This window comes from Streptomyces sp. NPDC056503 (assembly GCF_042794995.1).
In the GTDB taxonomy this organism is placed as follows: domain Bacteria; phylum Actinomycetota; class Actinomycetes; order Streptomycetales; family Streptomycetaceae; genus Streptomyces.
In genome coordinates, this window is record NZ_JBHTST010000030.1 from 1 (window position 1) to 26,247 (window position 26,247).

20 protein-coding genes are annotated in these 26,247 nt (G+C 73.0%); 14 read left to right on the forward strand and 6 right to left on the reverse strand.

Features of this window, described 5'->3' with window-relative positions; all coding sequences use genetic code 11:
• Positions 1-39: 39 nt before the first annotated feature.
• Complete coding sequence (locus ACFQ8C_RS12030; protein WP_383455256.1) at positions 40-1,593, reverse strand: MFS transporter; 1,554 nt, start codon at positions 1,591-1,593, stop codon at positions 40-42.
• A gap of 133 nt (positions 1,594-1,726) precedes the next feature.
• Between ACFQ8C_RS12030 and ACFQ8C_RS12035 the strand changes: the two genes are divergently transcribed.
• The 3 genes from ACFQ8C_RS12035 (at position 1,727) to ACFQ8C_RS12045 (ending at position 3,861) form a co-directional block, all read left to right on the forward strand.
• Entirely contained in the window at positions 1,727-2,353 is a 627-nt protein-coding gene (locus ACFQ8C_RS12035) for a TetR/AcrR family transcriptional regulator (protein WP_383455258.1), read from the forward strand.
• 85 nt (positions 2,354-2,438) lie between these two features.
• The gene (locus tag ACFQ8C_RS12040) at positions 2,439-3,146 is read left to right on the forward strand and encodes a ribonuclease HII (RefSeq protein ID WP_383455261.1); all 708 of its coding nucleotides are present in this window, start codon (positions 2,439-2,441) and stop codon (positions 3,144-3,146) included.
• A 106-nt stretch (positions 3,147-3,252) separates the two neighbouring features.
• Positions 3,253-3,861 (forward strand): hypothetical protein, encoded by a 609-nt coding sequence (locus tag ACFQ8C_RS12045; RefSeq protein ID WP_383455264.1) that lies wholly within the window; start codon positions 3,253-3,255, stop codon positions 3,859-3,861.
• A 52-nt stretch (positions 3,862-3,913) separates the two neighbouring features.
• On the opposite strand, the gene ACFQ8C_RS12050 is transcribed toward ACFQ8C_RS12045, so the two are convergent.
• Both ACFQ8C_RS12050 and ACFQ8C_RS12055 read right to left on the reverse strand, forming a co-directional pair.
• Positions 3,914-4,543: a hypothetical protein gene (locus tag ACFQ8C_RS12050; protein WP_383455266.1), complete on the reverse strand. Its 630-nt coding sequence runs from the start codon at positions 4,541-4,543 to the stop codon at positions 3,914-3,916.
• Between the two features lie 228 nt (positions 4,544-4,771).
• Complete coding sequence (locus ACFQ8C_RS12055) at positions 4,772-6,955, reverse strand: RecQ family ATP-dependent DNA helicase (protein WP_383455269.1); 2,184 nt, start codon at positions 6,953-6,955, stop codon at positions 4,772-4,774.
• A 141-nt stretch (positions 6,956-7,096) separates the two neighbouring features.
• Here ACFQ8C_RS12055 and ACFQ8C_RS12060 point away from each other — a divergent pair, with 141 nt between their 5' ends.
• From ACFQ8C_RS12060 to ACFQ8C_RS12090, 7 genes are all read left to right on the forward strand, one after another.
• Positions 7,097-8,491 (forward strand): DUF4192 domain-containing protein, encoded by a 1,395-nt coding sequence (locus ACFQ8C_RS12060; protein ID WP_383455272.1) that lies wholly within the window; start codon positions 7,097-7,099, stop codon positions 8,489-8,491.
• Positions 8,492-8,606: 115 nt separating this feature from the next.
• The gene (locus ACFQ8C_RS12065) at positions 8,607-10,661 is read left to right on the forward strand and encodes a glycogen debranching N-terminal domain-containing protein (RefSeq protein WP_383455275.1); all 2,055 of its coding nucleotides are present in this window, start codon (positions 8,607-8,609) and stop codon (positions 10,659-10,661) included.
• A gap of 108 nt (positions 10,662-10,769) precedes the next feature.
• Complete coding sequence (locus ACFQ8C_RS12070) at positions 10,770-11,531, forward strand: NUDIX domain-containing protein (RefSeq protein ID WP_383455278.1); 762 nt, start codon at positions 10,770-10,772, stop codon at positions 11,529-11,531.
• Between the two features lie 121 nt (positions 11,532-11,652).
• Positions 11,653-13,461 carry an ATP-binding cassette domain-containing protein gene (locus ACFQ8C_RS12075; protein ID WP_383455281.1) on the forward strand — a complete coding sequence of 603 codons (1,809 nt, stop codon included), beginning with the start codon at positions 11,653-11,655 and terminating at the stop codon, positions 13,459-13,461.
• A gap of 160 nt (positions 13,462-13,621) precedes the next feature.
• Positions 13,622-14,512, forward strand: a complete 891-nt coding sequence (locus ACFQ8C_RS12080) for a FadR/GntR family transcriptional regulator (protein WP_383455284.1) — start codon at positions 13,622-13,624, stop codon at positions 14,510-14,512.
• A gap of 380 nt (positions 14,513-14,892) precedes the next feature.
• Positions 14,893-16,446, forward strand: a complete 1,554-nt coding sequence (locus tag ACFQ8C_RS12085) for an RNA polymerase sigma factor (protein ID WP_383455287.1) — start codon at positions 14,893-14,895, stop codon at positions 16,444-16,446.
• Positions 16,447-16,586: 140 nt separating this feature from the next.
• Positions 16,587-17,408, forward strand: coding sequence for a serine protease (locus ACFQ8C_RS12090; protein WP_383455289.1), 822 nt, complete (start codon positions 16,587-16,589; stop codon positions 17,406-17,408).
• Positions 17,409-17,533: 125 nt separating this feature from the next.
• Here ACFQ8C_RS12090 and ACFQ8C_RS12095 read toward each other — a convergent pair whose 3' ends face one another.
• Complete coding sequence (locus ACFQ8C_RS12095) at positions 17,534-17,764, reverse strand: hypothetical protein (protein ID WP_030495106.1); 231 nt, start codon at positions 17,762-17,764, stop codon at positions 17,534-17,536.
• A gap of 435 nt (positions 17,765-18,199) precedes the next feature.
• Here ACFQ8C_RS12095 and ACFQ8C_RS12100 point away from each other — a divergent pair, with 435 nt between their 5' ends.
• The 3 genes from ACFQ8C_RS12100 to ACFQ8C_RS12110 all read left to right on the forward strand — a co-directional run bounded on the left by ACFQ8C_RS12100 (position 18,200) and on the right by ACFQ8C_RS12110 (position 22,561).
• The gene (locus ACFQ8C_RS12100; protein ID WP_383455292.1) at positions 18,200-20,317 is read left to right on the forward strand and encodes a type IIA DNA topoisomerase subunit B; all 2,118 of its coding nucleotides are present in this window, start codon (positions 18,200-18,202) and stop codon (positions 20,315-20,317) included.
• Positions 20,318-20,588: 271 nt separating this feature from the next.
• A complete protein-coding gene (locus ACFQ8C_RS12105; protein ID WP_383455381.1) occupies positions 20,589-20,972 on the forward strand; it encodes a DUF485 domain-containing protein in 384 nt (127 codons plus the stop codon).
• A complete protein-coding gene (locus ACFQ8C_RS12110; protein ID WP_383455295.1) occupies positions 20,969-22,561 on the forward strand; it encodes a cation acetate symporter in 1,593 nt (530 codons plus the stop codon). Before ACFQ8C_RS12105 ends, ACFQ8C_RS12110 begins: the two co-directional genes overlap by 4 nt.
• 38 nt (positions 22,562-22,599) lie before the next feature.
• On the opposite strand, the gene ACFQ8C_RS12115 is transcribed toward ACFQ8C_RS12110, so the two are convergent.
• Together ACFQ8C_RS12115 and ACFQ8C_RS12120 are read right to left on the reverse strand one after the other, a co-directional pair.
• A complete protein-coding gene (locus tag ACFQ8C_RS12115) occupies positions 22,600-23,280 on the reverse strand; it encodes a response regulator (RefSeq protein WP_383455298.1) in 681 nt (226 codons plus the stop codon).
• Entirely contained in the window at positions 23,277-24,968 is a 1,692-nt protein-coding gene (locus ACFQ8C_RS12120) for an ATP-binding protein (protein ID WP_383455300.1), read from the reverse strand. The genes ACFQ8C_RS12115 and ACFQ8C_RS12120 overlap by 4 nt, the downstream gene beginning before the upstream one ends.
• Positions 24,969-25,194: 226 nt before the next feature.
• Between ACFQ8C_RS12120 and ACFQ8C_RS12125 the strand changes: the two genes are divergently transcribed.
• The gene (locus ACFQ8C_RS12125) at positions 25,195-26,244 is read left to right on the forward strand and encodes a CobW family GTP-binding protein (RefSeq protein WP_383455302.1); all 1,050 of its coding nucleotides are present in this window, start codon (positions 25,195-25,197) and stop codon (positions 26,242-26,244) included.
• Positions 26,245-26,247 lie beyond the last annotated feature (3 nt).

Below are 26,247 nucleotides of genomic sequence, written 5' to 3' on the forward strand. Positions count from 1 at the left end.
TGCCCGGACCCCGCCGGGTCCGGGCATCCGCGCCCGCCGTCAGGCCGCGGGGCCCGCGGCCTCGGCCTTGCCGCTGAGCGCCTCCAGATCGCTCCTGCGGACCCGGATCACCAGGACCGCCGTGAGCAGCGCGACCGCGACCATCGCCACCGCCGCGGTGAACGCGGTCGAGATGCCCGAGGTCAGTACCTCGTGACTCCAGGGCGCCGGGAGCTCCTTCGCCCGCAGGAACTCGGCCTGCTGCTCCGGCGTCGCGGTGGCGAGGAAGTCCGCCGCCTGCTTCTCGCCCTCGTTGCGGCTCGCCGTGCCGAAGACCGTGACCAGGATGGAGAGGCCCAGCGAGCCGCCCACCTGCTGCGTCGCGTTGAGCAGACCGGACGCCGCGCCCGCCTCGTGCTGGGCGACCCCCGAGACGGCCGTCAGGGTGAGCGTGACGAAGTTGAGGCCCATGCCGAACCCGAAGAGGACCATCGGGCCGAGGACCCCGCCGACATAGCTGCTGTCCGCCTCGATGAAGGTCAGCCAGAAGAGTCCGACGCCCGTGATCGTGGAGCCGGCCACCATGAACGGCTTCGGGCCCAGTGTGGGCAGGAACCGCTGGGAAAGCCCGGCGCCCGTCACGATCGCCACCGTGACCGGGAGGAACGCGAGGCCGGACGCGATCGGCGAGTACCCCAGTACGCCCTGCACCCACAGGACGATGAAGAAGAACATGCCGAACATGGCGGCCGCGAGGCTCAGCATGATCACGTACGTCCCGGAGCGGTTCCGGTCGGCGAACATCCGCAGGGGCGTGATGGGTTCCTTCGCACGCGACTCGACCAGCGCGAAGGCGACCAGCAGCACCACCGCGCTGACGAACGAACCGATCGTCAGCGAGTCCTTCCAGCCATTCTCCGAGGCGCGGATGAAGCCGTAGACCAGCGCCGCCATGCCGAGTGTGGAGGTCGCCGCGCCCGCGATGTCGAAGCGGCCGGGATGACGCTCGGACTCGTTGATGTACCGGGGCGCGAGGAACACGATCAACAGGCCGATGGGCACGTTGACGAAGAGCACCCAGCGCCAGTCCAGCCACTCCGTGAGCATGCCGCCGGCGAGCAGTCCGATCGCGCCGCCACCGGCCGAGACGGCGGCGAAGACGCCGAACGCCCGGTTGCGTTCCGGCCCTTCGGGGAACGTGGTGGTGATCAGGGCGAGCGAGGTCGGCGAGGCGATCGCGCCGCCCACGCCCTGCAGCGCGCGGGCGGCGAGCAGGTGCCAGGGCTCCTGCGCGAAGCCGCCGAGGAGCGAGGCGAAGGTGAAGAGCAGGATGCCGGCCATGAAGACCCGGCGGCGGCCGAGGATGTCGCCGGCTCGGCCGCCGAGGAGCAGCAGGCCGCCGAAGGTCAGCGTGTAGGCGCTCAGCACCCACGACAGATCGGTGGTGGAGAAGGAGAGCGCGTCCTGGATGTGCGGCAGCGCGATGTTCACGATCGTGGCGTCGAGGACGACCATCAGCTGGCAGGCGGCGATGACCGTCAGTGCGATTCCCGGCCGGCCCCCGGAGCCGGCGAGGCCTTTCTCGGCCTGTGTGTCGACCGGAGTTGTTGTCACTATGGATCCCCCACGGAAGAATTAGTGAACGTGACCGTTCACTGTCCTTCACGGTAGTGACTCCCCCTCAGTGAACGCAACCGTTCACTGAGTACTGCCGGTGGTTCGCCTCGTCCCCAACGGAGAGACCCTGATGATGACTTCGCGCTCCACGGCCGCCGCCCGGCCGGACGGAGCGGTGTCCCGTAGACGCGGACCGGTGCTCGAACGCGCCATCCTGGACGCGGCGCTCGACCAGCTGAGCAGCGTCGGGTGGAACGGCCTGACCATGGAGCGTGTCGCGCTCGGCGCGCAGACGGGCAAAGCCGCGGTGTACCGGCGCTGGCCGTCCAAGGAAGACCTGGTCGCCGACGCCCTCCGGGCCGGACTGCCCCGCTTCGACGAGGCCCCCGACCTCGGCGGCTTCCGCGACGAGTTGTACGAGCTCTGCCGCCGGGTCCGCGACGTCATGAACTCGCGTCCCGGTCTCGCCCTGCGCGCGGTCCTTCACGAGTGCGACGAGGAAGCGGCCGTCCGCTTCCGCGCCCTGATCGAGAACGGCGTCGTCGGCCCCTCGAAGCAACTCTTCGCGCGCGTGCTGGAGCGTGGTGTCGCCCGCGGAGAGGTGCGCGCCGACGCCCTGGACGACCTCGTCCTCGATGTCATCCCGGCGATGATGATGTACCGCTCGAAGGTGTGCGGCAGTGAATGGACCGACGGCGAGATGGCCGATGTCATCGACCGGATCATGGTGCCGCTGGTCCGCTCGGGACCGGCCTGAACGGGCCCGCGGCGAGAGGTGAGGAGCGCCTGACGGGAATCCGGGTACCGCGTGCGGCATCCGGCGGCGTAACCTGTCAGGCGCCATGCCGTACGAACCTCCCACCCACACCGTCGAGCGGTCGCTCCGAGCGACCACCGGCGCCAAGATCGTCGCCGGGGTCGACGAGGTCGGACGCGGAGCATGGGCCGGGCCCGTCACCGTGTGCGCGGCCGTCACCGGTCTGCGCCGTCCGCCCGAAGGCCTGACCGACTCCAAGCTGATCGCCCCGAAGCGGCGCACCGCCCTCGCCGTCGAGCTGGAGCGCTGGGTCACCGCCTACGCGCTCGGTGAGGCGTCCCCGCAGGAGATCGACGAACTCGGGATGACCGCGGCCCTGCGCCTTGCGGCGGTCCGGGCCCTCGACGGCCTCCCGGTCCGTCCGGACGCGGTCATCCTCGACGGAAAGCACGACTACCTCGGCAGTCCCTGGCAGGTGCGTACGGTGATCAAGGGCGACCAGTCCTGTATCGCCGTCGCCGCGGCCTCCGTGATCGCGAAGGTGCGGCGGGACGCCATGATGGCCGGGCTGGATTCCGGTCCTGACTGCGCCGGCTACGGCTTCGCCGCCAACGCGGGCTACCCTTCGCCCGTCCACAAGGCAGCCCTCGAAGAGCTGGGTCCCACCCCGTACCACCGGCTCTCCTGGTCCTACCTGGACGCCATGCCCCGATGGCGGCACCTCAAGAAGGTCCGTCTCTCCGCGGAGGCGGCCGCTCTGGAGAGCGGGGGCCAACTCGGCTTCGACTTCTGATCTTCCGGTCGCGGGACCTCACCGACGAGGTCCCGGTCGACCGGGGGCGCCCTTGTGCGCCCACCCGACGGTGCCGTCCGAAACGGCATTTGATAGACATCCACCCATGCCTCTCCCTCCCGAGGAGCCTCAGATTCACGAGAGCGCTCAGGGTCCTAGCGCCACCGCGGCCGCCGGCCGTCCCGCGCCGACCCCACGTCCCGTCCCCGGCCCGCGTTCGGCGGCCTCCCCTCGCCCCGGCGCGGCTCACCCCGGGCCGCCGGCCCCGCGGCCCGTCCCGGGTCCGCCCGCACCCAAGAGCCGTCCGGAGAATCGTTCCGGCGGCGACAATCCGCAGCTCCAGCTCATCCCGGCTCCGGCCGACGGCGCCCTCGACGCCGCCGAGGAGGCCCTCGACCTGCTGCTGGACAGCGGCAGGCTGCCCGGCGAGGTGCTGGTACTCACCACCGGTGAACGCCACCCGTGGACCGCGCACGAGCTGTCCTTCGGCGAGACGTCCTACTGGGCCCAGCAGGACGTCGCCGAGGACGTGTTCTTCGCGGACGCCGCCTCGGTGGACCGGGTCGCCGCCCGCCCCGTGGTGATCGTCGCCGACAACGGCGGTGACGACGTGCTCGCCCGTGCCCTGCCGGTCGCCCGGTCCCGCGCGGGTGTCCTGCTCGTGGTCTGCGGAGACCCGGAGCGGGTCACCTCGGTCCTCGGCGCCGGAGTCTGACCGGTCGTGTCTCCGCCGGACCGGAAGCGGTCCGGCGGAGCGGTCGGCGAGGTCAGCGCGCCGCGGCCCTGCGCAGGGGCTCGGCCGCCCCTCCCGCCGTCCGCGGCGTGAGGTGACCGAGCTCGCCGGTCGGCTGCTCGCCCAGCGCCAGTGGCGTGGAGTCCGAGCTCGGCCGGCGGCCGCCCCGGCCCTCGCCGAAGACCTGCCAGCCGGCCTTGGTCAGGGTGATGTACGCACCGCAGCGCAGGCCGTGGAGCGTGCAGGCGTCACGCAGCCCCCACATCCAGGCCCCGTCCTCCTCGGTCCAACGCTCGTCACCGTCCCGGCAGTAGACCAGTACCGCCGTCCGGACGGGGGTACGCCGACGGAGGTCGTGCGGCACCACGCGCCGCAGATGGGCGAGAAGCGCGTTCCGGAACTCCCAGCCGTCGGCGGGGCCGGGGCGACGGGTGAACGAGGCGCTCGCGGTGAGGCGTTCCTCATGGTCGAGCACCGCCACGACCGCGGTCGTGGGCAGGGGACGATGGCGGGAGTGCAGCCCGCTCACGACCTCACGAGGACTGCGCAGCAAGGGAACTCCGGCCGCGGCCCAGTCGGCGGGCTCCAGCATCCGGGCGAGACGGCTCGCAGAGGCGGAGCTTGAGCCGAGCGAGGCGGTGGACGGAGCGAATCCGAGGGTCACGGTCCTCCCTTCGGATACGCGCCCGCAAGGCGGGCAAGGTGGGGTGAGGGCGCAGCACGGCACAGTCCTTCCGGACCGCTTCGAGCCGTGTGGGGCGGTTCCCCAATTCTGGCGTGGCCCGAGCGGGGGCGGCAACGAGCAATTGAGGCGGCTGACGGTAATGAACCGTTATGCCACTGATATCCCTGCCCAGTTACCCAGTATTCACTCGCCGTTTGCCGACCCTTCTCACCCCTGGACGGCGAGCACTAGTGGAAAGACCCCTTCCGCTCCGGACCGTCTCAGCAGACGCGCCGCCACGGCCAGGGTCCAACCGGTGTCGGACAGGTCGTCCACCAGGAGCACCGGGCCGCCCGCGGCGGCCACCCGCTCCGCGAGGTCGGGCGTGACCTCCAGCGCCCGGTGGAGCCCGATGACGCGCTGGGCGCTGTTCGTACGGGACAGACGCAGGTCCTCCGCCTCGGGCGTGTACTCCACCGCTCCGAGCAGCGGCATCCGCCCGATCTCCGCGATCCGCGCCCCGAGCGAGCCGACCAGGGCCGGCCGTCGCCGCGAGGCGACCGTGACCACCCCGGCGGGCCTGGCCGGCGCGTCGGAGGCGCCGGACGCCCATCCGCCGGGGCCCTTCGCCCAGTCGGCGAGCACCTGGACCACCGCCTGCACCACGTCGTCCGGCACCGGGCCGTCCGGCGCCGTGTCGGCCAGCAGCGGCCGGAGCCGGTTGCCCCAGCCGATGTCCGAGAGGCGCCCGAGGGCGCGCCCGCCGAAGGCCTGCTCACCGGCCGGGATCCGGCCCTTCAGGTCGACACCGGCGGCGGCCAGCCCCGTCGGCCACATCCGGCGCGGGTCCACGTCCACGCCCGGGCGGCCCAGCTCGCCCTTGGCCGCGTCCAGTGCCGAGTCCGTCACCTTCGGGTCGAACCGGGGCCCCGCGCAGTTGTCGCAGCGGCCGCAGGGCACGGCCTCCTCGTCGTCCAGCCGGCGCCTCAGGAACTCCATCCGGCACCCCGTCGTGGTGGCGTACTCGCGCATCGCCTGCTGCTCCGCCGACCGCTGCTCGGCCACCCACGCGTACCGCTCGGTGTCGTACACCCAGGGCTGCCCGGTGCTCTCCCAGCCGCCCTTGACCCGGTGGACGGCGCCGTCCACGTCGAGCACCTTGAGCATGGTCTCCAGACGGGTCCGGCGCAGCTCGACCAGTGGCTCCAGCGCGGGCAGCGAGAGCGGTCGGCCGGCCGAGGCGAGGACGTCGAGCGTCCGGCGCACCTGCTCCTCGGGCGGGAAGGCCACGGAGGCGAAGTACCGCCAGATGGCCTCGTCCTCCTTGCCGGGGAGCAGCAGCACCTCCGCGTGCTCCACGCCTCGTCCGGCGCGGCCGACCTGCTGGTAGTAGGCGATCGGCGAGGAGGGCGAGCCGAGGTGGACGACGAAGCCGAGGTCCGGCTTGTCGAAGCCCATGCCGAGCGCCGAGGTCGCCACCAGGGCCTTGACCCGGTTCGCCAGCAGGTCGTCCTCGGCCTGCTGGCGGTCCGCGTTCTCCGTCCGCCCCGTGTACGAGGAGACCGTGTGACCGCACTGGCGGAGGTAGGCGGTGACCTCCTCGGCGGCCGCGACGGTCAGGGTGTAGATGATCCCGGAGCCCGGCAGCTCGTCGAGGTGGTCGGCGAGCCAGGCCAGCCGGTGGGCCGCGTCGGGCAGCGTGACCACGCCGAGGCTGAGGGACTCGCGGTCCAGCGGGCCGCGCAGGACGAGGGCGTCGGTGCCGGCGCCGGTGCCGAGCTGTTCGGCGACGTCCGCCGTCACCCGGGCGTTCGCGGTGGCGGTGGTGGCGAGCACCGGTACACCGGCCGGGAGGTCGGCGAGCATCGTGCGCAGCCGCCGGTAGTCGGGCCTGAAGTCGTGGCCCCAGTCGGAGATGCAGTGTGCCTCGTCCACCACCAGCAGTCCCGTGGCGGCCGAGAGCCGTGGCAGGACCTGGTCGCGGAAGTCCGGGTTGTTGAGCCGCTCGGGGGAGACGAGCAGGACGTCGACCTCGCCCGCGGCCACCTCGTCCTGGACGCTGTCCCACTCCTCGGTGTTCGACGAGTTGATCGTGCGGGCCCGGATGCCCGCCCGCGCGGCCGCCTCCACCTGGTTGCGCATGAGGGCGAGCAGCGGCGAGACGATGACGGTGGGTCCGCTGCCGCGCTCGCGCAGCAGCGAGGTCGCCACGAAGTAGACGGCGGACTTGCCCCAGCCGGTCCGCTGCACCACCAGCGCCCGGCGGTGGTCGGCGACCAGCGCCTCGATGGCGCGCCACTGGTCCTCGCGCAGTCTGGCCGTACCGGTCGGGTCTCCGACGAGTCGGGCCAGTACGGCATCGGCGGTGGCGCGGAGCGCGGCGCGGTCTTCCGGGCGGTCTGCGTGGGTCATGTGCCCATGCAACCCGATGCCTCGGACATTCGGCGAACGAGACGTCGATCTGTGGACAGTGCAAATCAGATCATCACACCGTATGTGCGTAGTTATCCACAGGGGTTGTAGGAAATCGGAGATCACGAGACGGTCCTCGCCATGAACGCGAATCACCACGAGACCAACGCATCCACCCGAGGCCCGCAGATCACCCTGCGCAGCCCGTCCGAGCTCGCCGACGCCCTGCCGTTCGTGCTCGGCTTCCACCCGACCGACTCGGTCGTGCTCGTCGCCCTGCACGGCACGAACGGACGCTTCGGCGGCCGGATCAGGCTCGGCATTCCCCGCTCGCCCGGCGAGTGGGACTCCACCGCGGACCACCTCGCCGAATGCCTTGTCGAGACGTCCGCGCAGCACTCCACGCCACCCGACGGCATCGTCGGCTTCCTCTGCCAGGACCCACGCCCGGGCGAGACCGCACGCCAGGTCCACGAGCGGCTGCGGCCCTTCGCCCAGCGCCTCCGGACCGCCTGCGGAGCCCTCGACATCCCCGTCTACGAGGTGCTGTGCATCTCCGGCGGGCGCCACTTCTCGTACTGCTGCCCCGACACCCGTTGCTGCCCGCCCGAGGGCACCCCGCTCGCCCTCGCCGGCACCTCGGTCATGGCGGCGGCCGCCGCCTACGCGGGAATCCGGGTACGGGGCTCGCTCCGGGAGATGGAGGCGGCCTTCAGGCCCACCGGCTCACCCGGCGACGCGGAGCAGCGCGCCGCCCTCGACGCGGCCGCGGCCGCGATCGTCCCCCGCGTCGTCGACGGTGCGGACGAGCACGGCCGGGCGCGGCTGCGCGAGACCACCGTGGCTCTCGCGGGCCGACTCCTCGGCCGGTTCGCCGAACCGCCCCGCCGGACCGGGGCGGACGGCATCCGCCGGGGCAGCGCCGCGGCCGAGGCCGACGACGACGCCCGGGTCGACGCCGGCGAGGCGGCGGCCGTGATCCTGGGGCTCCAGGACCGCGTCACCCGCGACCGCCTCGCCGAATGGATGGAGGGCGCCGAAGGCTCCGCGGCCGTGCGGCTCTGGCGCGTCCTCGCCCGGCGCTGTGTCGCCCCGTACGAGGAGTACGCCGCCGCGCCACTGGCCCTCGCCGGCTGGGCCGCCTGGTCGACCGGTGACGAGCCGACCGCACGTGTCGCCCTCGGCCTCGCCCTGCGGGCCGATCCCGAGTACGTCTTCGCCCGGCTGCTGCACCAGGCGTGCAACGAGGGCCTCGACCCCGAGTCGCTGCGCGTCTGTCTGCGGCAGGAGAGGGAGACCCGCGCAGCGGCGGAGACGCCCGCCGCCCCCACGCGCGGCAGCCGGGCGCGTACCCGGACCCGCACGCGGGGAGTCCGCCCCGGCGGAGCCCGGACGGGGCTCCCACGGGCGGAGCACGGCGCCGACCGGCGAGGGCGGGGAGCGCCGGGCGTCCGGCCCGCCGGACGGGCCGCGACCCGGCCGGGGAGCCCGGCCCCGCACCACGGCGGGCGGCGCGGGACGAGGAGTGGCCGATGACGACCGTGACCCCGCACGCCGCCGGACCGTTCACCTCTGTGGCGGAGCCGGGCGAGCCGTGCCGCCGACACCCCGCCGGCCGTCCGGATCGCACAGAGAGCACGCCACACCCCCCATGGTTCTCAGCCCTGTCCCGGCCCCCGGACACCCCACCGGACACCCCACCAGGCAACCGTCCGTGGGCGGCGCCCCCGCACCCCACGGGCCCCGCCCCGGGGAGCTCCCTCCGGTCCACGACGCCCTTCTGTGCGTCGCCCTGCCCGCCTTCGCAGTCTCCCCCGAGCACGGCCAGCTCACCGGGCACGGACCGGAAGGCGTCTACGCGTCGGGGCGACGGCTCCTCTCCCGCAGCGTCCTGCGGGTCGCCGGACGCGAGCCCGTTCCCCTCCAGGGGCGACTCGCCGCCGCGGACCGGGCCGTGTTCGTCGGCGCCCTCCGCGTCCCCGGCGACACCGGACCCGATCCCGGCGTCACCGTCGAGCGCTCTCGCGGCGCCGACGGAACCGAGCGGATCACCCTGCGCAGCGCCGGTCCCCGGCCCGTCCGCGTCCCGGTGGAACTCGCTCTGGGCACGGATCTCGCGGAGCTGGGCGCGGTCGCGTCCGGCCGGCCCCGGCCCGAACTCAGGCCCAGCGTCCACGGCACCGGCCTCCGCTGGACCGCCCCCGACGGCCGGTCCGTCGCCGTCACCGCCGACCCCGCACCGACGGACTCCCTGGCGGCGGCAGGGGTCCTGCGCTGGGAAGCCGACCTCGCCCCCGGCACCTCTCTCACCCTCCACCTCCGCGTCCAGGCCGACCGCCCTCCCGGCGGCGCCGCGCCCGTCGGGGGCGGCCGCCCCGGCGGGAACCTGTTCTCCGACATCCAGGCGGAGGGAGACGACCGCAGGACCGGCGCGCTGCTCCGCGCCTCCGTCGAGGACCTGCGGGCCCTTCTCCAGCGCGATCCCGCGCACCCCGCCGACGTCCATCTCGCGGCCGGCGTCCCGTGGCGCTGCGGGCCCGTCACCGCGGAGGCGCTCTGGGCGGCCCGCATGGCCCTGCCGCTCGGCACCCGGCTCGCCGCCACCACCCTCCGCGCCCTCGGCCGCACCCAGGTCCCCGGCGGACCCGAGGCCGGGCGCATCCCCGGCCCGCTGCGGGACGCGGGACCGCACCTCCCGCCCCGCTGCACCGGCGTCGAGGCCACCCTCGCCTTCCCCGTCGTCCTTGCCGAGGCCCGGCGGTGGGGCCTTCCCGCTGCCGAGCTCGACGAGCTCCTTCCGGTGGCGGAGCGCTGCCTCGGCTGGCTGCGCCGCCGTCTCGACGCGGACGGGCTCCTGCCGGACCCGGCGCCCGGCGGCCCCTGGCGGGCCGAGACGCAGGCCCACGCGCATCGGGCCGCCCTGCTCGGGGCCGATCTCCTCGACGGCTGCGGACGGACCGGCGGGGAAGAGCTCCGGGCGGCCGCCCGGACACTGTGCCGGCGGTTCCGCGGTGAGTTCTGGCTCGACGACCCCTCCGGCGGCCGGCCCGCCGCGGCCCGGTCGGCGGAGGGACGCTCCTGGCCCCAGCTCGGCGGATGGGCCGCTCACCTCCTGGACACCGGGCTCCTCGGCGGCGGCCGGTACGCCCAGGGGCTCCTCGACCGGACGGAGACCGAACAGGTCGCGCGACTGCTCGGCACCCCCGCGCTCGACTCGGGCTGGGGACTTCGCAGCCTCGGCGCCAAGGAGCCCGGCCACAACCCGTTCGGGCACCGGGCCGGATCCGTCCGCGTCCACGAGACGGCCGTCGCCGTCGCCGGGCTGGCCGCCGCCGGATACGAGAAGGAGGCCGTGTCCCTGCTCAGGGGCCTCATCGACGCCGCGGAGCTCTTCGGCCACCGGTTGCCCGAGATGTACGCGGGCGAGCAGCGGACCACGGGCTCGCGCCCCGTGCCGCACCCGGCCGCCTGCCGTCCCGCGGCCGTCGCGGCCGCCGGAGCGGTCCACGCGCTCACCGCCCTCGCCGGGGTCCGCCCCGACGCCCCGGGCCGGAGCGTCGCCGTGCAGCCCATGGCCTCCGCGCCGCTGGGAGCGCTCCGGCTCTCGGGACTCGTGGTCGCCGGGGAACCCTTCGCCGTGCGGGTGAGCCGTCTCGGGCTCGGTATGGTCGAGGAGGCCGCCGAGTCCTTGCAACTAGGGGTGTGACGCATGCCGGACACGGAGACGAGGAAGCCTTCGCGGCCAGGTGGGGAGGTCGGAGGCGGAGTGCGCACGGGGCGTGTTTATCGTCAAAAGGACGACTATGATCGCGGCATGCCCTACGACCCGTCGGCCTTCCCGCCCTTCGCTGTCACCGTCGACCTGGTCGTCCTCACCGTGCGGAGCCATGCACTGTGCACCCTGGTCGTCCGCAGGGGGGAGGCGCCCTTCCAGGGGCGATGGGCACTGCCCGGCGGTTTCGTCCGTGACGACGAGGACCTCGGCGCCGCCGCCGCGCGCGAACTGGCGGAGGAGACCGGACTGCGCGCCCACGACCCTTCCGCACCGAGGCCGGTGCCGGACAACGGGGCGCACCTGGAACAGCTCGCCACCTACGGAGCGCCCAAGCGCGACCCGCGGATGCGGGTGGTGAGCGTCGCCCACCTCGCGCTCGCCCCGGACCTGCCCGCGCCGCGGCCCGGCGGTGACGCCAACAGCGCGCGCTGGGCGCCCGTGGAGAAGCTGCTCGACCAGGCGTGGGTCGCCGACGCCGACTCCCCGGACGCGCTCGCCTTCGACCACGCCCAGATCCTCTCCGACGGGGTGGAGCGGGCACGTTCCAAGATCGAGTACTCCTCGCTCGCCACGGCGTTCTGTCCGCCGGAGTTCACCGTCGGCGAGCTGCGCCGGGTCTACGAGGCGGTCTGGGGCGTCACGCTCGACCCCCGCAACTTCCACCGCAAGGTGACCGGCACCCCGGGCTTCCTCGTCCCGACCGGGGGGACCACCACCCGTCAGGGAGGGCGCCCCGCCCAGCTGTTCAGGGCCGGCGGCGCGACCCTGCTCAACCCGCCGATGCTGCGCCCCGAGGTCTGAGGGCGCGTGCCTCCGCCGCCCCCGGGCGGCAACCCTGCGGCAAAAGTCCGAAATCTGGCGTTATCTTGCTGCGATAGCGCCGCCCTGCCGCGGAGCGGTGACTCCTACCGCGAGAGAAGCGATGCTCCAGGCCATCGGACTGACCAGTGCCCCCCGCCGTGATCGCCCGCCTGCCGTGGACGATCTGACCTTCGAAGCCCCGCCCGGGGCCGTGACCGCCCTCGTCGGCCCGCCGGGTTCCGGCAAGACGAGCGCCCTGCGTCTGCTCCTCGAGCTCGACCCGGGGCGCGGACTCGCCTACTTCCGGGGGCGGCCGCTGCGCCGGATCGCCCAGCCCGCGCGCGAGGTCGGGGTCGTCCTCGGCGAGGTGCCCGGCCATCCGTCCCGTACCGTCCGGGGGCAGTTGCGGATGCTCGCCGCCGGAGCGGGGGTTCCGGTCGCCCGGGCCGACGCCGTGATCGGCGACGTGGGCCTCGGCGGACTGGAGGCCGCGCGGCTCGGCACCCTGCCGCGCGGGGCCGACCGTCGACTCGCCCTGGCCGCTGCCTTGTTGGGGGCACCGCACACGCTGCTCCTGGACGAGCCGGGGGCGGGGCTCTCGGCGGCGGAGCGGCTCCGGCTGCACGAACTGCTGCGCGCGCACGCGGAGGCCGGCGGCACCGTCCTCTACGCCACCAGGGACCCCAAGGACGCGGCCCGCAACGCCGACCGCGTCGTGGCCCTCGACGGGGGCCGTCTCGTCGCCGCCCAGGGTGCGGACGACTTCGCCCGCACCCGGCTGCGGCAGAGGGTCGCCGTCCGCACCCCGCACGCCGCCCGGCTCGCCGCAGCGGTGACCCAGGAGGCCCGGGCCGCCCGACGCCCGATCGAGGTCGCCACGGAGGGCGGCACCCTCCTGGTGTACGGCGGCGACTGCGCCCAGGTGGGGGACACCGCGTTCCGGCACGGCGTACCGGTCCACCGGCTCGCGGAGGAGACGGACGAGGCCGCCCCCGGTCCCGTCGCCCCCGGTGCCGCCACCCCCCGTCCGGCCGACATCGGCCCGGCCGACACCGACACCGACACCGACCCCGCCGGCCGCGCTCCTGCCGACCCCGGTCCCGCCGGGCCCTCGGCGAGGGGCGGGCGCGCGTCTCTCCGGGAGGCGCGTCGGCCGGTGCGCTCGCCGTTGCGGCCACTCCGGTACGAGCTGAGGCGGATCGCGGGGGTGCCCTCCACGGGGCTGGTCCTGGCCGGTGCCCTGGCGGTGTCGGCCGTGCTCGCGGCGCTGCTCGGGCGGGGTGGCGGCACTCCGCTCCCGGCGGTGCTCGCCGCCTGGCCCGACCTGCTGCCGCTGCCGCCCGCGGCGCTCGGCGCGGGCCTGATCGGCGCGCTCTCCTTCGGTGAGGAGTACCGCTACCCCGCCCTCGCCGCGGGTCGTGGCGCCGTACCGCGCCGTCTGGCGCTGCTCCTCGCCAAGCTCGCCGTCTCGGCGGCGGTCGCCGTGCTCCTCGGCGCGCTGGCGGCGGGGGCCGACCTGGCGGCCCTCCGCCTCCTCTATGGCCCGGACTTGATCGTCGTACCCGACAACTGGCACAGCATGGCGGCGAGTTGGCTGGGGCTGTCGGTCGGCTGCGCGTGGGCGGGGGTGCTGGGGGCGGGGGTGTTCCGAGCCGCGGCGGCGGGCGTGGCCGCGGTCCTCTTCGTCCCGGTGGCCTTCGTGCCGCTGCTGCAACAGGTGATGAGCGGGCCCGCGGTCCGGTCCGTGGCCGGACTGCCGGGCAGACTGGGCGAGTTCGTCGGCCCCCGGTGGGCGCCGTCCCTCGACCGGTGGCTCGCCGGGGCGCTGGAGGTGGTGGCGCAGCCCTCGGGAGTGGCCCTCGCGCTCACGTTGACGGTCCTGCTCTGTGCCTACGTGTTCACGGGACTTCGCCGGCAGGCCCGTTGGTGATCACTTTCGGATCGGCATCTTCCGTTTCACCCGCAACTCCCTTACGGAATGCCAGTTATGTCTGAATAATCGTCAATTGTGTAGCGAGTGCCGATCACCCTTTCGTGTGCTTTTCACCAAAGACCTCAAGGGCCACGGAGGCCACGCCGACAAAGGATGCGTGAGTACCCTTGCGCACACGATGATGACCGCCGCCCGCTCCGTCGACTCCGGCCTCGGCGCCCCGGGCGATCTCGACCGCTACCCCTACGCGGAGGCGCCCGCCGCCGACCGCGTGAGCCCTCCCGCCTGGGAGGGGGTGGACACGGACCTCGGCCGCGTGGGCCGCCGCACCGCCGGCAGCCGCGGCCGCGGTCTGCACGGCCAGCTTGTCCAGCAGCTCGGCCAGATGATCGTCTCCGGCGACCTCGGCGCGGACCGCCCCCTCGTCCCCGAGGAGATCGGGCAGCGCTTCGAGGTCTCGCGCACCGTCGTGCGCGAGTCCCTCCGCGTCCTGGAGGCCAAGGGCCTCGTCAGCGCCCGCCCCAACGTCGGCACCCGGGTCCGCCCGGTCAGCGACTGGAACCTGCTCGACCCCGACATCATCGAGTGGCGCGCCTTCGGCCCGCAGCGCGACGACCAGCGCCGTGAGCTCAACGAGCTGCGCTGGACCATCGAGCCGCTGGCCGCCCGCCTCGCCGCCGGCCACGGCCGTGAGGACGTGCAGCAGCGCATCGCCGACATGGTCGAGATCATGGGGCACGCGTACGCGCAGGGTGACGGCATCACCTTCACCCGCGCCGACACCGAGTTCCACTCCCTGCTCATCCAGCTCGCCGGCAACCGCATGCTGGAGCACCTCTCCGGCATCGTCGCCGCCGCCCTCCAGGTCTCCGGGGGCCCCGTGACGGCCTGCGACCGCCCCAGCGAGACCTGCCTGGCGCACCACGGCCGGATCGTCGACGCCCTCGCCGCGGGGGACGCCCTCGGTGCCGAGACCGCCATGCGCCAACTGCTCATGGTCCACCCCGAGGTGGAGCCCCGCGTGGTCCCCGCCCCCCGCGAACACTGATCCGCGGGCCGTGGCCGGAAGCGCACGGGCGCGTACGCAGGGAGAGCGGCCGGATCCGAGCACGGTCCGGGAGCCCGTCCGGGTTCCCCGGGCCGCGCCAGGGTATCGGCGGCACCGAATGTACGCTTGAGTACTGTTCCGTCCGGTTCGTCGCGGATGTGGTGTGACTCGGGACACGAAGATTGGGCGTAACACTCCTCCGAGCCGTGCGATGACCTAAGAGGTGACAGCCGAGGAAGGAATACAGCAGCCGGTGCAGGCGCTGTGCAGTTCCCCGGTCCAGCCCGCGCCGTCGGCACATTCCCCGTCGACGGTCGTCGGCTCCGGCCCGATCTTCGGGCGGGGCCGGAAGCCGTTTCCATCGTTCCGAGAGGTTGTTCGTGTCGGCCAGCACATCCCGTACGCTCCCGCCGGAGATCGCCGAGTCCGAGTCTGTGATGGCGCTCATCGAGCGGGGAAAGGCTGATGGGCAGATCGCCGGCGATGACGTGCGTCGGGCCTTCGAGGCTGACCAGATTCCGCCAACCCAGTGGAAGAATGTTCTGCGCAGCCTCAATCAGATCCTCGAGGAAGAGGGTGTGACGCTGATGGTCAGTGCAGCGGAGTCGCCGAAGCGCGCCCGCAAGAGCGCAGCAGCGAAGAGCCCGGCCAAGCGCACCGCCGCCAAGACCACCGTCACCGCCAGGGCGGCGACGGTGACGAGGACCACCGTCGCCACCGGCTCGGCGACCTCCGCGGCCGAGGGCGCCGACCCGGCCGACGAGGCCGCGTCGCCCGCCAAGAAGGCGGCCGCGAAGAAGACCGCCGTCAAGAAGACGGCGGCCAAGAAGACCGTCGCCAAGAAGACGGCGGCCAAGAAGACCGCGTCCAAGAAGTCCGACGACGAGATGGCCGAGGGCGAGGAGCTGCTCGAGGACGTCGCGCCGGGCAAGGACGAGGAGGAGACCGAGGGCGAGGCCAAGGGCTTCGTCCTGTCCGACGAGGACGAGGACGACGCTCCCGCCCAGCAGGTCGCCGTCGCCGGTGCCACCGCGGACCCGGTCAAGGACTACCTGAAGCAGATCGGCAAGGTCCCGCTGCTCAACGCCGAGCAGGAGGTCGAGCTCGCCAAGCGCATCGAGGCCGGTCTCTTCGCCGAGGACAAGCTCGCCAACTCGGACAAGATCGCCCCCAAGCTCAAGCGCGAGCTGGAGATCATCGCCGAGGACGGCCGCCGCGCCAAGAACCACCTCCTGGAGGCCAACCTCCGCCTGGTGGTCTCGCTGGCCAAGCGTTACACCGGCCGCGGCATGCTCTTCCTGGACCTGATCCAGGAGGGCAACCTGGGTCTGATCCGCGCGGTCGAGAAGTTCGACTACACCAAGGGCTACAAGTTCTCCACGTACGCCACCTGGTGGATCCGTCAGGCGATCACCCGCGCCATGGCCGACCAGGCTCGCACCATCCGCATCCCGGTGCACATGGTCGAGGTCATCAACAAGCTCGCGCGCGTCCAGCGCCAGATGCTCCAGGACCTGGGCCGCGAGCCCACCCCGGAGGAGCTGGCCAAGGAGCTCGACATGACCCCCGAGAAGGTCATCGAGGTCCAGAAGTACGGCCGTGAGCCGATCTCCCTCCACACCCCCCTGGGTGAGGACGGCGACAGCGAGTTCGGTGACCTCATCGAGGACTCCGAGGCGGTCGTGCCGGCCGACGCGGTCAGCTTCACGCTCCTCCAGGAGCAGCTGCACTCCGTCCTCGACACGCTCTCCGAGCGTGAGGCCGGCGTGGTCTCGATGCGCTTCGGCCTCACCGACGGTCAGCCGAAGACGCTCGACGAGATCGGCAAGGTCTACGGCGTGACCCGCGAGCGGATCCGCCAGATCGAGTCGAAGACGATGTCGAAGCTGCGTCACCCGTCGCGCTCGCAGGTCCTGCGCGACTACCTCGACTGATCCGTCCGAGGCGCACGACAGTGGACGAAGGGTCCGGTTCCCCACTCGGGGGCCGGGCCCTTCGGCCGTTCGCGGGTGCAGTGAGCCCGTCTGTACAGGACGCTGGGTGAACGGATATCAGCGGAGAGTCAGGAGGCTCCATGCGTGGTCCCTTCACCCGAGCGTTGACGGGTGCCCTGGGTCTGGTCGCGGCGGTGGCCGGACCGGTGGCCGGTGCCGCCCCGGCCGCCGCCGACAGCGTCGTGGTGGGCGGCAGCCCGACCGAGATCACCGACGCGCCCTGGGTGGTGGCGCTGTCCAGCCGTGACCGGTTCGGAGGTACGCGCGCGGGTCAGTTCTGCGGCGGTGTCGTCGTGGCGCCCACCAAGGTCCTCACCGCCGCCCACTGCCTCGGCCGCGAGGTGCTCGGCGGCGCCCCCTGGCAGCTGGGGGACTTCTCGGTGATCGCCGGCCGGGCCGCGCTGCGCGGGCAGGGCGGACAGGAGGTGCGGATCGCGGACACCTGGGTGAACCCCGACTACGACCCGACGACCAACTCGGGCGACCTCGCCGTGCTCACCCTCGCCGAGTCCCTGCCGGAGTCGTACGTCATCAAGGTGGCGGCGCCGGGGGACACGGCGGAGACCCCGGGGACGGCGGCGGAGGTGTACGGCTGGGGCGACACGAGCGGCAACGGCAGCTACGCCTCGTCGCTGCGCTCCGCGCAGGTCCAGGTGCTCCCGGACGCGTCCTGTGAGCGGGCGTACCCGGGAGGCTTCGGGGGCGTCTCGTACCGCAAGGAGACGATGCTCTGCGCCGGGGACCCCCGGGGCGGCCGGGACGCCTGTCAGGGCGACAGTGGCGGCCCGCTGGTGGCGCGGGGGGTGCTGGTGGGTCTCGTGTCCTGGGGCAGCGGCTGCGGGCAGGCCGAGAACCCCGGGGTCTACACGCGGGTGTCCGGCGTGCTGCCCGAACGGCTCTGAGGGGACCGGGGTCCCTCTCCGGGGCCGCGGGTACGAGAACGGGCGGTCATCCCCCGGTCACGGGGATGACCGCCCGTCGTCCGGTCGTCAGGGACCGGTCCCGAGCTCGTCGTGGTCGCGCGGCGTCAGTGCTCGTCGCCCACAGTGCGGGCCGGCACGTCGGTCAGCCGGTCCGTCTCATCCTGTATCTCAACGGCGATCTTCTTGAGTTCCGGCTCGAACTTGCGACCGTGGTGGGCGCAGAAGAGCAAGTCACCTCCGCTGGCCAGGACGACACGCAGGTAAGCCTGGGCGCCGCAGCGGTCGCAGCGGTCAGCGGCCGTCAGGGGGCTCGCGGGGGTCAGAACAGTAGTCACGTCGCCTCTTCTCTAGCTCGACGAGCTGTCGTACCAGGGTCAACATCCAACCAGGCCGAAAACGTTCCCGCTCGTGGCTTTTCCTTGAAACTTTTTCCCAAGGTGGCTGTTTGCTGCCGGTTGGCGGCGAATGAGCCGTATTGCGTCGCTCTACGGGTTTCGCATTGCTGTGGAGTGTCGTAGCCCTCCCGGCGGGGTTGCCGGTTGTTCATGAGGACGTGCCCGGAGCCTAGATGGTTCATGCCTGGAAGGGAACGTGATGTTCGCGTCACCCCTTCGAGGGATCGAACATCCATGCGAGCCTGGACTAGCATGGGGAAACCGGGAGGGTGGTGTGACAGCGGCCCCACCAGGCATCGGTACCCTCTGAGCGGTGAGCGACGCCGATACTCACCCCATCGGGCAAGATTTCAAATTCAGCGAGGAGCGAACCGCGTGACCGCCGAAACGTCCGTGCCGTCCAGTGCGCTGCTGACCGCAGACCGTGACGGTTCCAACTACACCGCGCGGCACCTGCTCGTCCTCGAAGGGCTCGAAGCGGTACGCAAGCGCCCCGGAATGTACATCGGGTCCACGGACAGCCGTGGCCTGATGCACTGCCTCTGGGAGATCATCGACAACTCGGTCGACGAGGCCCTCGGCGGATTCTGCGACCACATCGACGTCATCCTCCATGACGACGGCTCGGTCGAGGTCCGGGACAACGGCCGTGGCATCCCGGTCGACGTCGAGCCGAAGACCGGTCTCTCCGGCGTCGAGGTCGTCATGACCAAGCTGCACGCCGGCGGAAAGTTCGGCGGCGGCTCCTACGCGGCCTCCGGCGGTCTGCACGGCGTCGGCGCCTCCGTGGTGAACGCGCTCTCGGCCCGCCTCGACGTCGAGGTCGACCGGAACGGCGCCACGCACGCGATCAGCTTCCGGCGCGGCGTCCCCGGCATCTTCACCGAGCAGGGCCCGGACAGCCCCTTCGACCCGTCGAGCGGGCTGGTCAAGGGCAAGCGGGTGCCCAAGACCCGCACCGGCACCCGCGTCCGCTACTGGGCCGACCGCCAGATCTTCCTCAAGGACGCCAAGCTCGCCCTGGAGGGGCTGCACCAGCGCGCCCGCCAGACCGCCTTCCTCGTGCCCGGCCTCACCATCGTCGTCCGCGACCAGCGGGACCTGGAGGGGATCGGCAAGAGCGAGGAGGTCTTCCGCTTCGACGGCGGCATCAGCGAGTTCTGCGAGTACCTCGCGCAGGACAAGGGCGTCTGCGACGTGCTGCGCCTCACCGGCCAGGGCACCTTCAAGGAGACTGTCCCCGTCCTGGACGACCGCGGCCACATGACCCCGACCGAGGTCACCCGCGAGCTGGGTGTGGACGTCGCCCTGCGCTGGGGCACCGGGTACGACACCACGGTCCGGTCCTTCGTGAACATCATCGCCACCCCCAAGGGCGGCACCCACGTCTCCGGCTTCGAGCAGGCCATCACCAAGACCGTGAACGAGGTGCTGCGCTCGGCCAAGATGCTGCGCGTCGCCGAGGACGACATCGTCAAGGACGACGCCCTGGAGGGCATGACCGCCGTCGTCACGGTCCGGCTCGCCGAGCCGCAGTTCGAGGGCCAGACCAAGGAGGTCCTCGGCACCTCGGCGGCCCGCCGGATCGTCGCCACCGTCGTCGCCCGCGAGCTGAAGGCGTTCCTGACCTCCACCAAGCGGGACGCGAAGGCGCAGGCCCGGGCCGTCCTGGAGAAGGCCGTCGCCGCGGCCCGCACCCGGATCGCCGCCCGCCAGCACAAGGAGGCGCAGCGCCGGAAGACCGCCCTGGAGTCCTCCTCGCTGCCGGCCAAGCTGGCCGACTGCCGGAGCGACGACGTCGAGCGCAGCGAGCTCTTCATCGTCGAGGGGGACTCGGCGCTCGGCACCGCCAAGCTCGCCCGCAACAGCGAGTTCCAGGCGCTGCTGCCGATCCGCGGCAAGATCCTCAACGTCCAGAAGTCGTCCGTCTCGGACATGCTCAAGAACGCCGAGTGCGGCGCGATCATCCAGGTCATAGGAGCGGGCTCCGGGCGCACCTTCGACATCGACGCGGCCCGCTACGGCAAGGTCATCATGATGACCGACGCCGACGTCGACGGCTCGCACATCCGGACGCTGCTGCTGACCCTCTTCCAGCGCTACATGCGCCCGATGGTCGAGGCGGGCCGGGTCTTCGCGGCCGTGCCGCCGCTGCACCGGATCGAGCTGGTCCAGCCCAAGAAGGGCCAGGACAAGTACGTGTACACCTACTCCGACAACGAGCTGCGGCAGACGCTCCTGGAGTTCCAGCGCAAGGGCGTCCGCTACAAGGACTCCATCCAGCGCTACAAGGGTCTCGGCGAGATGGACGCCGACCAGCTCGCGGAGACCACGATGGACCCGCGCCACCGCACCCTGCGCCGGATCAACATCGGTGACCTGGACGCGGCGGAGCAGGTCTTCGACCTGCTGATGGGCAACGACGTGGCACCCCGCAAGGAGTTCATCACCAGCTCGGCGGCGACGCTCGACCGCTCGCGCATCGACGCCTGAGCCGTACCGCGGTCATCCGCGCACACCGCGCCGGCCCGGCCCCCGCACCTCGGGGGCCGGGCCGTTCGGCGTCCATACGCATATCGGTGCGGTCCGGTCAGGAACCGGGGCGAAGAGTCACCTGATGGGGTGAAGAGCAGAGGGAGAAGAGTCCGGGATCTGCCCACTCTGTCCATCCTTGGGCACGCGGCCGAAACGGTTCGCTGACAAGGAGAGTTGACCGGTGGAGCAGCTGGACGAGCAGGAGCGCGCGGGGGCGCGTGACGACGGGGTGGCGGAAACGACGCCCCGGCAGCGGCACGACGGGGCCGCGCACGGGACGCCCGGGGCGGCCGGGATCTACCTGGAGGTCCAGCGCAGCCCCGCCTTCCAGGAGGTGCGCCGCCGCTACCGCCGCTTCGCCTTCCCCGCAACCCTCGCCTTCCTCCTCTGGTACCTCGCCTACGTCGTCGCCGCCACCGCCGCCCCCGGCCTGATGGCCCGTCCGGTGGCCGGGGCGGTCAACGTGGCGATGGTGGCCGGCCTCGGCCAGTTCCTCACCACCTTCCTCCTCACCTGGGCCTACGCGCGGCACGCGCGGCTGCGCCGGGACCGGGCGGCGCTCGAACTGCGCTGGGACACCCAGGAGATGACGAGGGGAGCCGGACAGTGGTGACCGGAGACCATCAGACCCTCGCCCTGGTCCTCTTCAGCGCCTTCGTCGCCGTGACCCTCGCCATCACCACCTGGGTGAGCCGCGACCGGCAGGGCTCGGCCGAGGAGTTCTACGCCGGCGGCCGGCTCTTCTCGCCGATGGAGAACGGATTCGCCATCGCCGGCGACTACATGTCGGCGGCCTCCTTCCTCGGTATCTCCGGCCTGATCGCGCTCTACGGCTACGACGGCATGCTCTACTCGGTCGGCTTCCTGGTCGCCTGGCTGGTCGTGCTCCTCCTCGTGGCCGAACTCGTCCGCAACTGCGGCCGGTTCACGCTCGCCGACGTCGTGGCCGCGCGGATGGCCGAACGGCCCGTGCGGATCGCGGCCGGTACCTCCTCCGTGGCCGTCTCGGTGCTCTACCTGGTGGCCCAGATGGTCGGCGCCGGCAGCCTGGTCGCCCTGCTCCTCGGCGGCACCGGGGAGGCGGCGCGCACCTGGACCGTCATCGGCGTCGGCGCGCTGATGGTGGTCTACGTGTCGCTCGGCGGGATGCGGGCCACCACCTGGATCCAGATCGTCAAGGCGGTGCTGCTGATGGCGGGCACCGTCGCGCTCACCGTGCTGGTCCTGGTCCGCTTCCACGGTGACGTGAACAGCCTGCTGAGCACCGCCGCCGAGCGCAGCGGGCACGGCAGCGCCTTCCTCGGCCCCGGGCTCCGCTACGGCGGCGACTGGACGGCGCGGCTCGACTTCATCAGCCTCGGCCTCGCGCTCGTCCTCGGCACCGCCGGACTGCCGCACATCCTGTCCCGCTTCTACACCGTGCCCACCGCGCGGGCCGCCCGCCGCTCGGTCGTCTGGTCCATCGGCCTCATCGGCGGCTTCTACCTGATGACGATCGTCCTCGGCTTCGGCGCCGCCGCCCTCATCGGCTCCGACGAGGTCCGCGCCTCCAACGCCTCCGGGAACACGGCCGTCCCGCTGCTCGCGCTCGACCTCGGCGGGGGAGCGGGCTCGACCGGTGGCACCGTGCTCTTCGCGGTCGTCGCGGCCGTCGCCTTCGCGACCATCCTCGCCGTCGTCGCCGGGATCACGCTGGCCTCCTCGGCCTCCGTCGCCCATGACCTCTACGCCTCGCTGCGCCGGCCCGGCAAGCGGCAGTACAGCGAGGTCGCCGTCGCGCGGGTGGCCGCCGCCGTCATCGGGGCCGTCGCGATCGGTCTCGGACTGCTCGCCAGCGACCTCAACGTGGCCTTCCTCGTCGGCCTCGCCTTCGCGGTCGCCGCCTCGGCCAACCTGCCGGTGCTGCTCTACTCGCTCTTCTGGCGCCGCTTCACCACCCGGGGCGCGGTCTGGTCCGTCTACGGAGGTCTCGTCCCCGCGGTGCTCCTGGTGCTGTTCTCGCCGGTCGTCTCCGGCAGCCCGGAGGCGCTCTTCCCCGGCGTCGACTTCCGGCTCTTCCCGCTCCAGAACCCGGGCGTGGTCTCCATCCCGCTCGGTTTCCTCGCCGGCTGGCTCGGCACCGTCACCTCGTCCGAGCCGCCCGACGAGGCGCGGCACGCCGAGACCGAGGTGCGGGCGCTCACCGGGGCCGGGGCCGTCTGAGCTCCCCCGGAAGGGCAGGGCCGGGGCCAGGGCGTGGCTCAGGGGGAGGAGAGCCAGGTGTAGCGGTGCTCGGGGCGGCCGGTCTCGCCGTACCGGAGGGAGAGCCGGACCCGCCCGCTCCGTTCCAGGAGCTTGAGGTAGCGCTGGGCGGTCTGGCGGCTGACGCCCGCCCGCTCGGCCAGCTCCTGGGTGGAGAGCGGACCGTCGGCGGCCAGCAGCACCCGGCGGACCAGCTCGGCCGTCGTCGGGGAGTGCCCCTTGGGCAGGTCGGGGGCGGCGGTGCCCGCCGCCAGGGTGCCGAAGATCCGGTCGACCTCGGCCTGCTCCGCCTCGCCGCCGCCCTCCAGGGTGCGGCGGAGCGTCGCGTACGCCTCCAGCTTGGAGCGCAGTCCCGCGAAGCCGAACGGCTTGACCAGGTACTGGAGGGCGCCGTGCCGCATCGCCGCCTGCACGGTCGCCACGTCCCTGGCCGCGGTCACCATGATCACGTCGCACTGGTGGCCCCGGGCCCGCAGCTCGCGGATGGCGGCGAGGCCGTTCTCGTCGGGGAGGTAGTGGTCCAGGAGGACGAGGTCCACCGGCCGGCCGTCGAGGACGGCCAGGGCCTCGGCGGTCGAGTGGGCGGTGGCGGCGACCCGGAAGCCGGGCAGCTTGGTCACGTACGCGGCGTTCACCCGCGCCACGCGGACGTCGTCGTCGACGACGAGCACGTCGATCACCGGGACACCTCCTCGGCCGCGGTCGGGTCCGACGGCCCGCGCGGGGCGGGCGGCGTCCGGTCCGTCAGGGCGTCGGGCAGGACCACCGTGAACTCCGCGCCGCCGGCCGGGCCCGCCGCCACGCGCGCGCTGCCGCCACGCCGTTCGGCGAGCCGCCGCACGAGCGCGAGGCCGAGACCGCGCTTGCCGTGGGCGGGCGGCTCCTTGGTCGTCCACCCCTCGGTGAAGATCAGCTCCCGGCTGTCCTCGGGGACGCCGGGGCCGCTGTCGGCGACCCGCAGGACCACCGTCCGGCGGTCGGCGCGCAGCGCCACCTCGACCCGGGCGTCCGGGGTGCCGGCGGCGGCGTCCAGGGCGTTGTCGACGAGGTTGCCCACGACGGTGACCAGTTCGCGCGGGTCGACCAGCCGGTCGGGGAGCAGCGAGTCGGGCGCGATCCGCAGCGACACGCCCCGCTCGGCGGCGACCGTCGCCTTGCCGACCAGGAGGGCCGCGAGCAGCGGGTCGTGGACCTTCTCGGTCACCTGCTCGGCGGTCGCCCGATGCACCCCGACGACCTCGGTGACGAACTCCGCCGCCTCCTCGTACAGCTCCAGCTCCAGGAGGCCGAGGAGGGTGTGCAGCCGGTTGGCGTGTTCGTGGTCCTGCGCCCGCAGGGCGTCGATCAGACCGCGGGTGGAGTCCAGCTCCCGGCCGAGCCGTTCCAGCTCGGTACGGTCGCGCAGGGTCGCCACGGCGCCGCCGTCGTCCGTCGGCATCCGGTTGGCGATGAGCACCCGGTGCCCCTGGACGGTCACGAGGTCGGCGCCGGTCACCCGGCCGGTCAGGACGTCCGCCGTGCGGCCCGGTCCGAGGAGCGCGTCGAGCGGTCGCCCGGCGGCCTCGGGGCCGAGACCGAGAAGCCGCTGCGCCTCGTCGTTGAGGAGCCGTACGGACCCCTTCCGGTCCAGGGCCACCACTCCCTCGCGGATGCCGTGCAGCATCGCCTCGCGCTCGGCGAGCAGCGCCGAGATGTCGGAGAAGGCCAGGTCGCGGGTCTGACGCTGGATCCTCCGGGAGATCAGGTACGCCGCCAGGGCGCCGGCGGCGAGCGCGCCGCCCGCGTAGGCGAGGAGGCCGGGGATGGCGGAGAGGAGCCGGTCCCGGACGTTGTCGTACTCGATGCCGACGGAGACCGCTCCGACGATCCGGCCGTCGGCGTCGAGCAGCGGCGCCTTGCCGCGCGCCGAGCGGCCGAGGGTGCCGCTGTCGATCTCCATGACCTCGTGGCCGGCGAGTACCTCGCTCGGGTCGGTGGAGACGGTCCCGCCGATCTGGGCGGGGTCGGTGTGCGACCAGCGCACTCCGCGGGTGTCCATGACGACCACGTACTCGGCGCCGGTCGCCGACCGGATCCGTTCCGCCTCGTGCTGGACGGGTCCCGTCGCCGACGGCGGCCCGCCGGCCAGGTCCGCGGCCGTACGCGTGGAGGCCATGGTCTCGGCGATGGCGAGGGCCCGCCGCATGGCCTGGTCGTCGAGCTGGGCGCTCAGCGGGGCCAGGAAGAGCCCGGTGGCCAGGACGGTCACGCCGGTGGCGACGGCCAGCTGCATCAGCAGCACCTGCGAGAAGACCCGTCGCGGCCATCCCAGTCGGCGCCGCCGGCGCACGGCGGGCCGCGCGGAGGGGAACGAAGCGGTGCCGGTCATGCCCGAAACGGTACGGGGGCGGCCCGCGCGACCGGAAACGCGGGCGGGGGCTGCCTATCCTGGGTGCCGGTCCGGGCGGTCCCGGGGGCGGCCCGTCGCCGGGCCGCGCAGCTCGTACCCGCTCCCGCCCGCGTCCCCGTACCTCGTACCCGACGCCGAATCCGACGTCGAATCCGACTCCGAATCCGACTCCGACTCCGAGTCCTTCCAGCGAAAGGCATGCTTCTTGAGTGCGCAGCAGATCCCCGTCGTCGTCCTCGCCGGGTTTCTCGGAGCCGGGAAGACCACGCTCCTCAACCATCTGCTGCGCGGTGCGCGGGGGACCCGGATCGGGGTCATGGTCAACGACTTCGGCGACATCGGGATCGACGCGATGACCGTCGCCGGGCAGGTGGGGTCGACGGTCTCCCTCGGGAACGGCTGTCTGTGCTGCGCGGTGGACGCCAGCGAGCTGGACGAGTACCTGGAGGTGCTGACCCGGCCCGAGCTGCGCCTGGACGTGATCGTGATCGAGGCCAGCGGTCTGGCGGAGCCGCAGGAGCTGGTCCGGATGGTGCTCGCCAGTGAGAACCGGCGGATCGTCTACGGCGGTCTCGTCGAGGTCGTCGACGCCGCCGAGTTCGACGCCACCCGGCGGCGGCACCCGGAGACGGACCGGCACCTTGCCCTCGCCGACCTGGTCGTGGTCAACAAGGCCGACCGGGTCTCCGAGGAGGAGCTGAGGGCGGTCCGGGAGACCGTGGCCGGGCTCGCCGGACGGGCCGCGGTGGTCGAGGCGGCGCACGGCCGGATCGATCCCGAGCTGCTCTTCGACCGGGTCGTCCCCGAGGACGAGATCGCCGGCCAGATGTCGATCGAGGACATCCTCTACGCCGAGGAGGACGGCCACGCGCACCCGCACGCCGCCTACGACACCGTCTCCCTCGCCACGGCGGTACCGCTGCACCCCCGGCGGCTGATGGCCTTCCTCGACTCGCGCCCCGGGGGGCTGTACCGCCTCAAGGGCTTCGTGGACTTCGGTGCCGCCGACCCCGGGCACCGCTATCTGGTGCACGCGGTCGGGCGCTTCCTGCGGTTCTACCCGGAGCCCTGGCCGGCCGGGGAGGAGCGGCTCTCGCAGCTCGTGCTGATCGGCTCGGGCGTCGACGGGGCGGCACTGCGCAAGGAACTCGCCGCCTGCGAGGTGGACGGACCCGGGGACGCCCCGGACGAGCACGGCATGTGGGGCGTCCTCCGGTACGTGCCGCAGGGCGACGAGCCGCCCGCGGAGGCGTAGGGC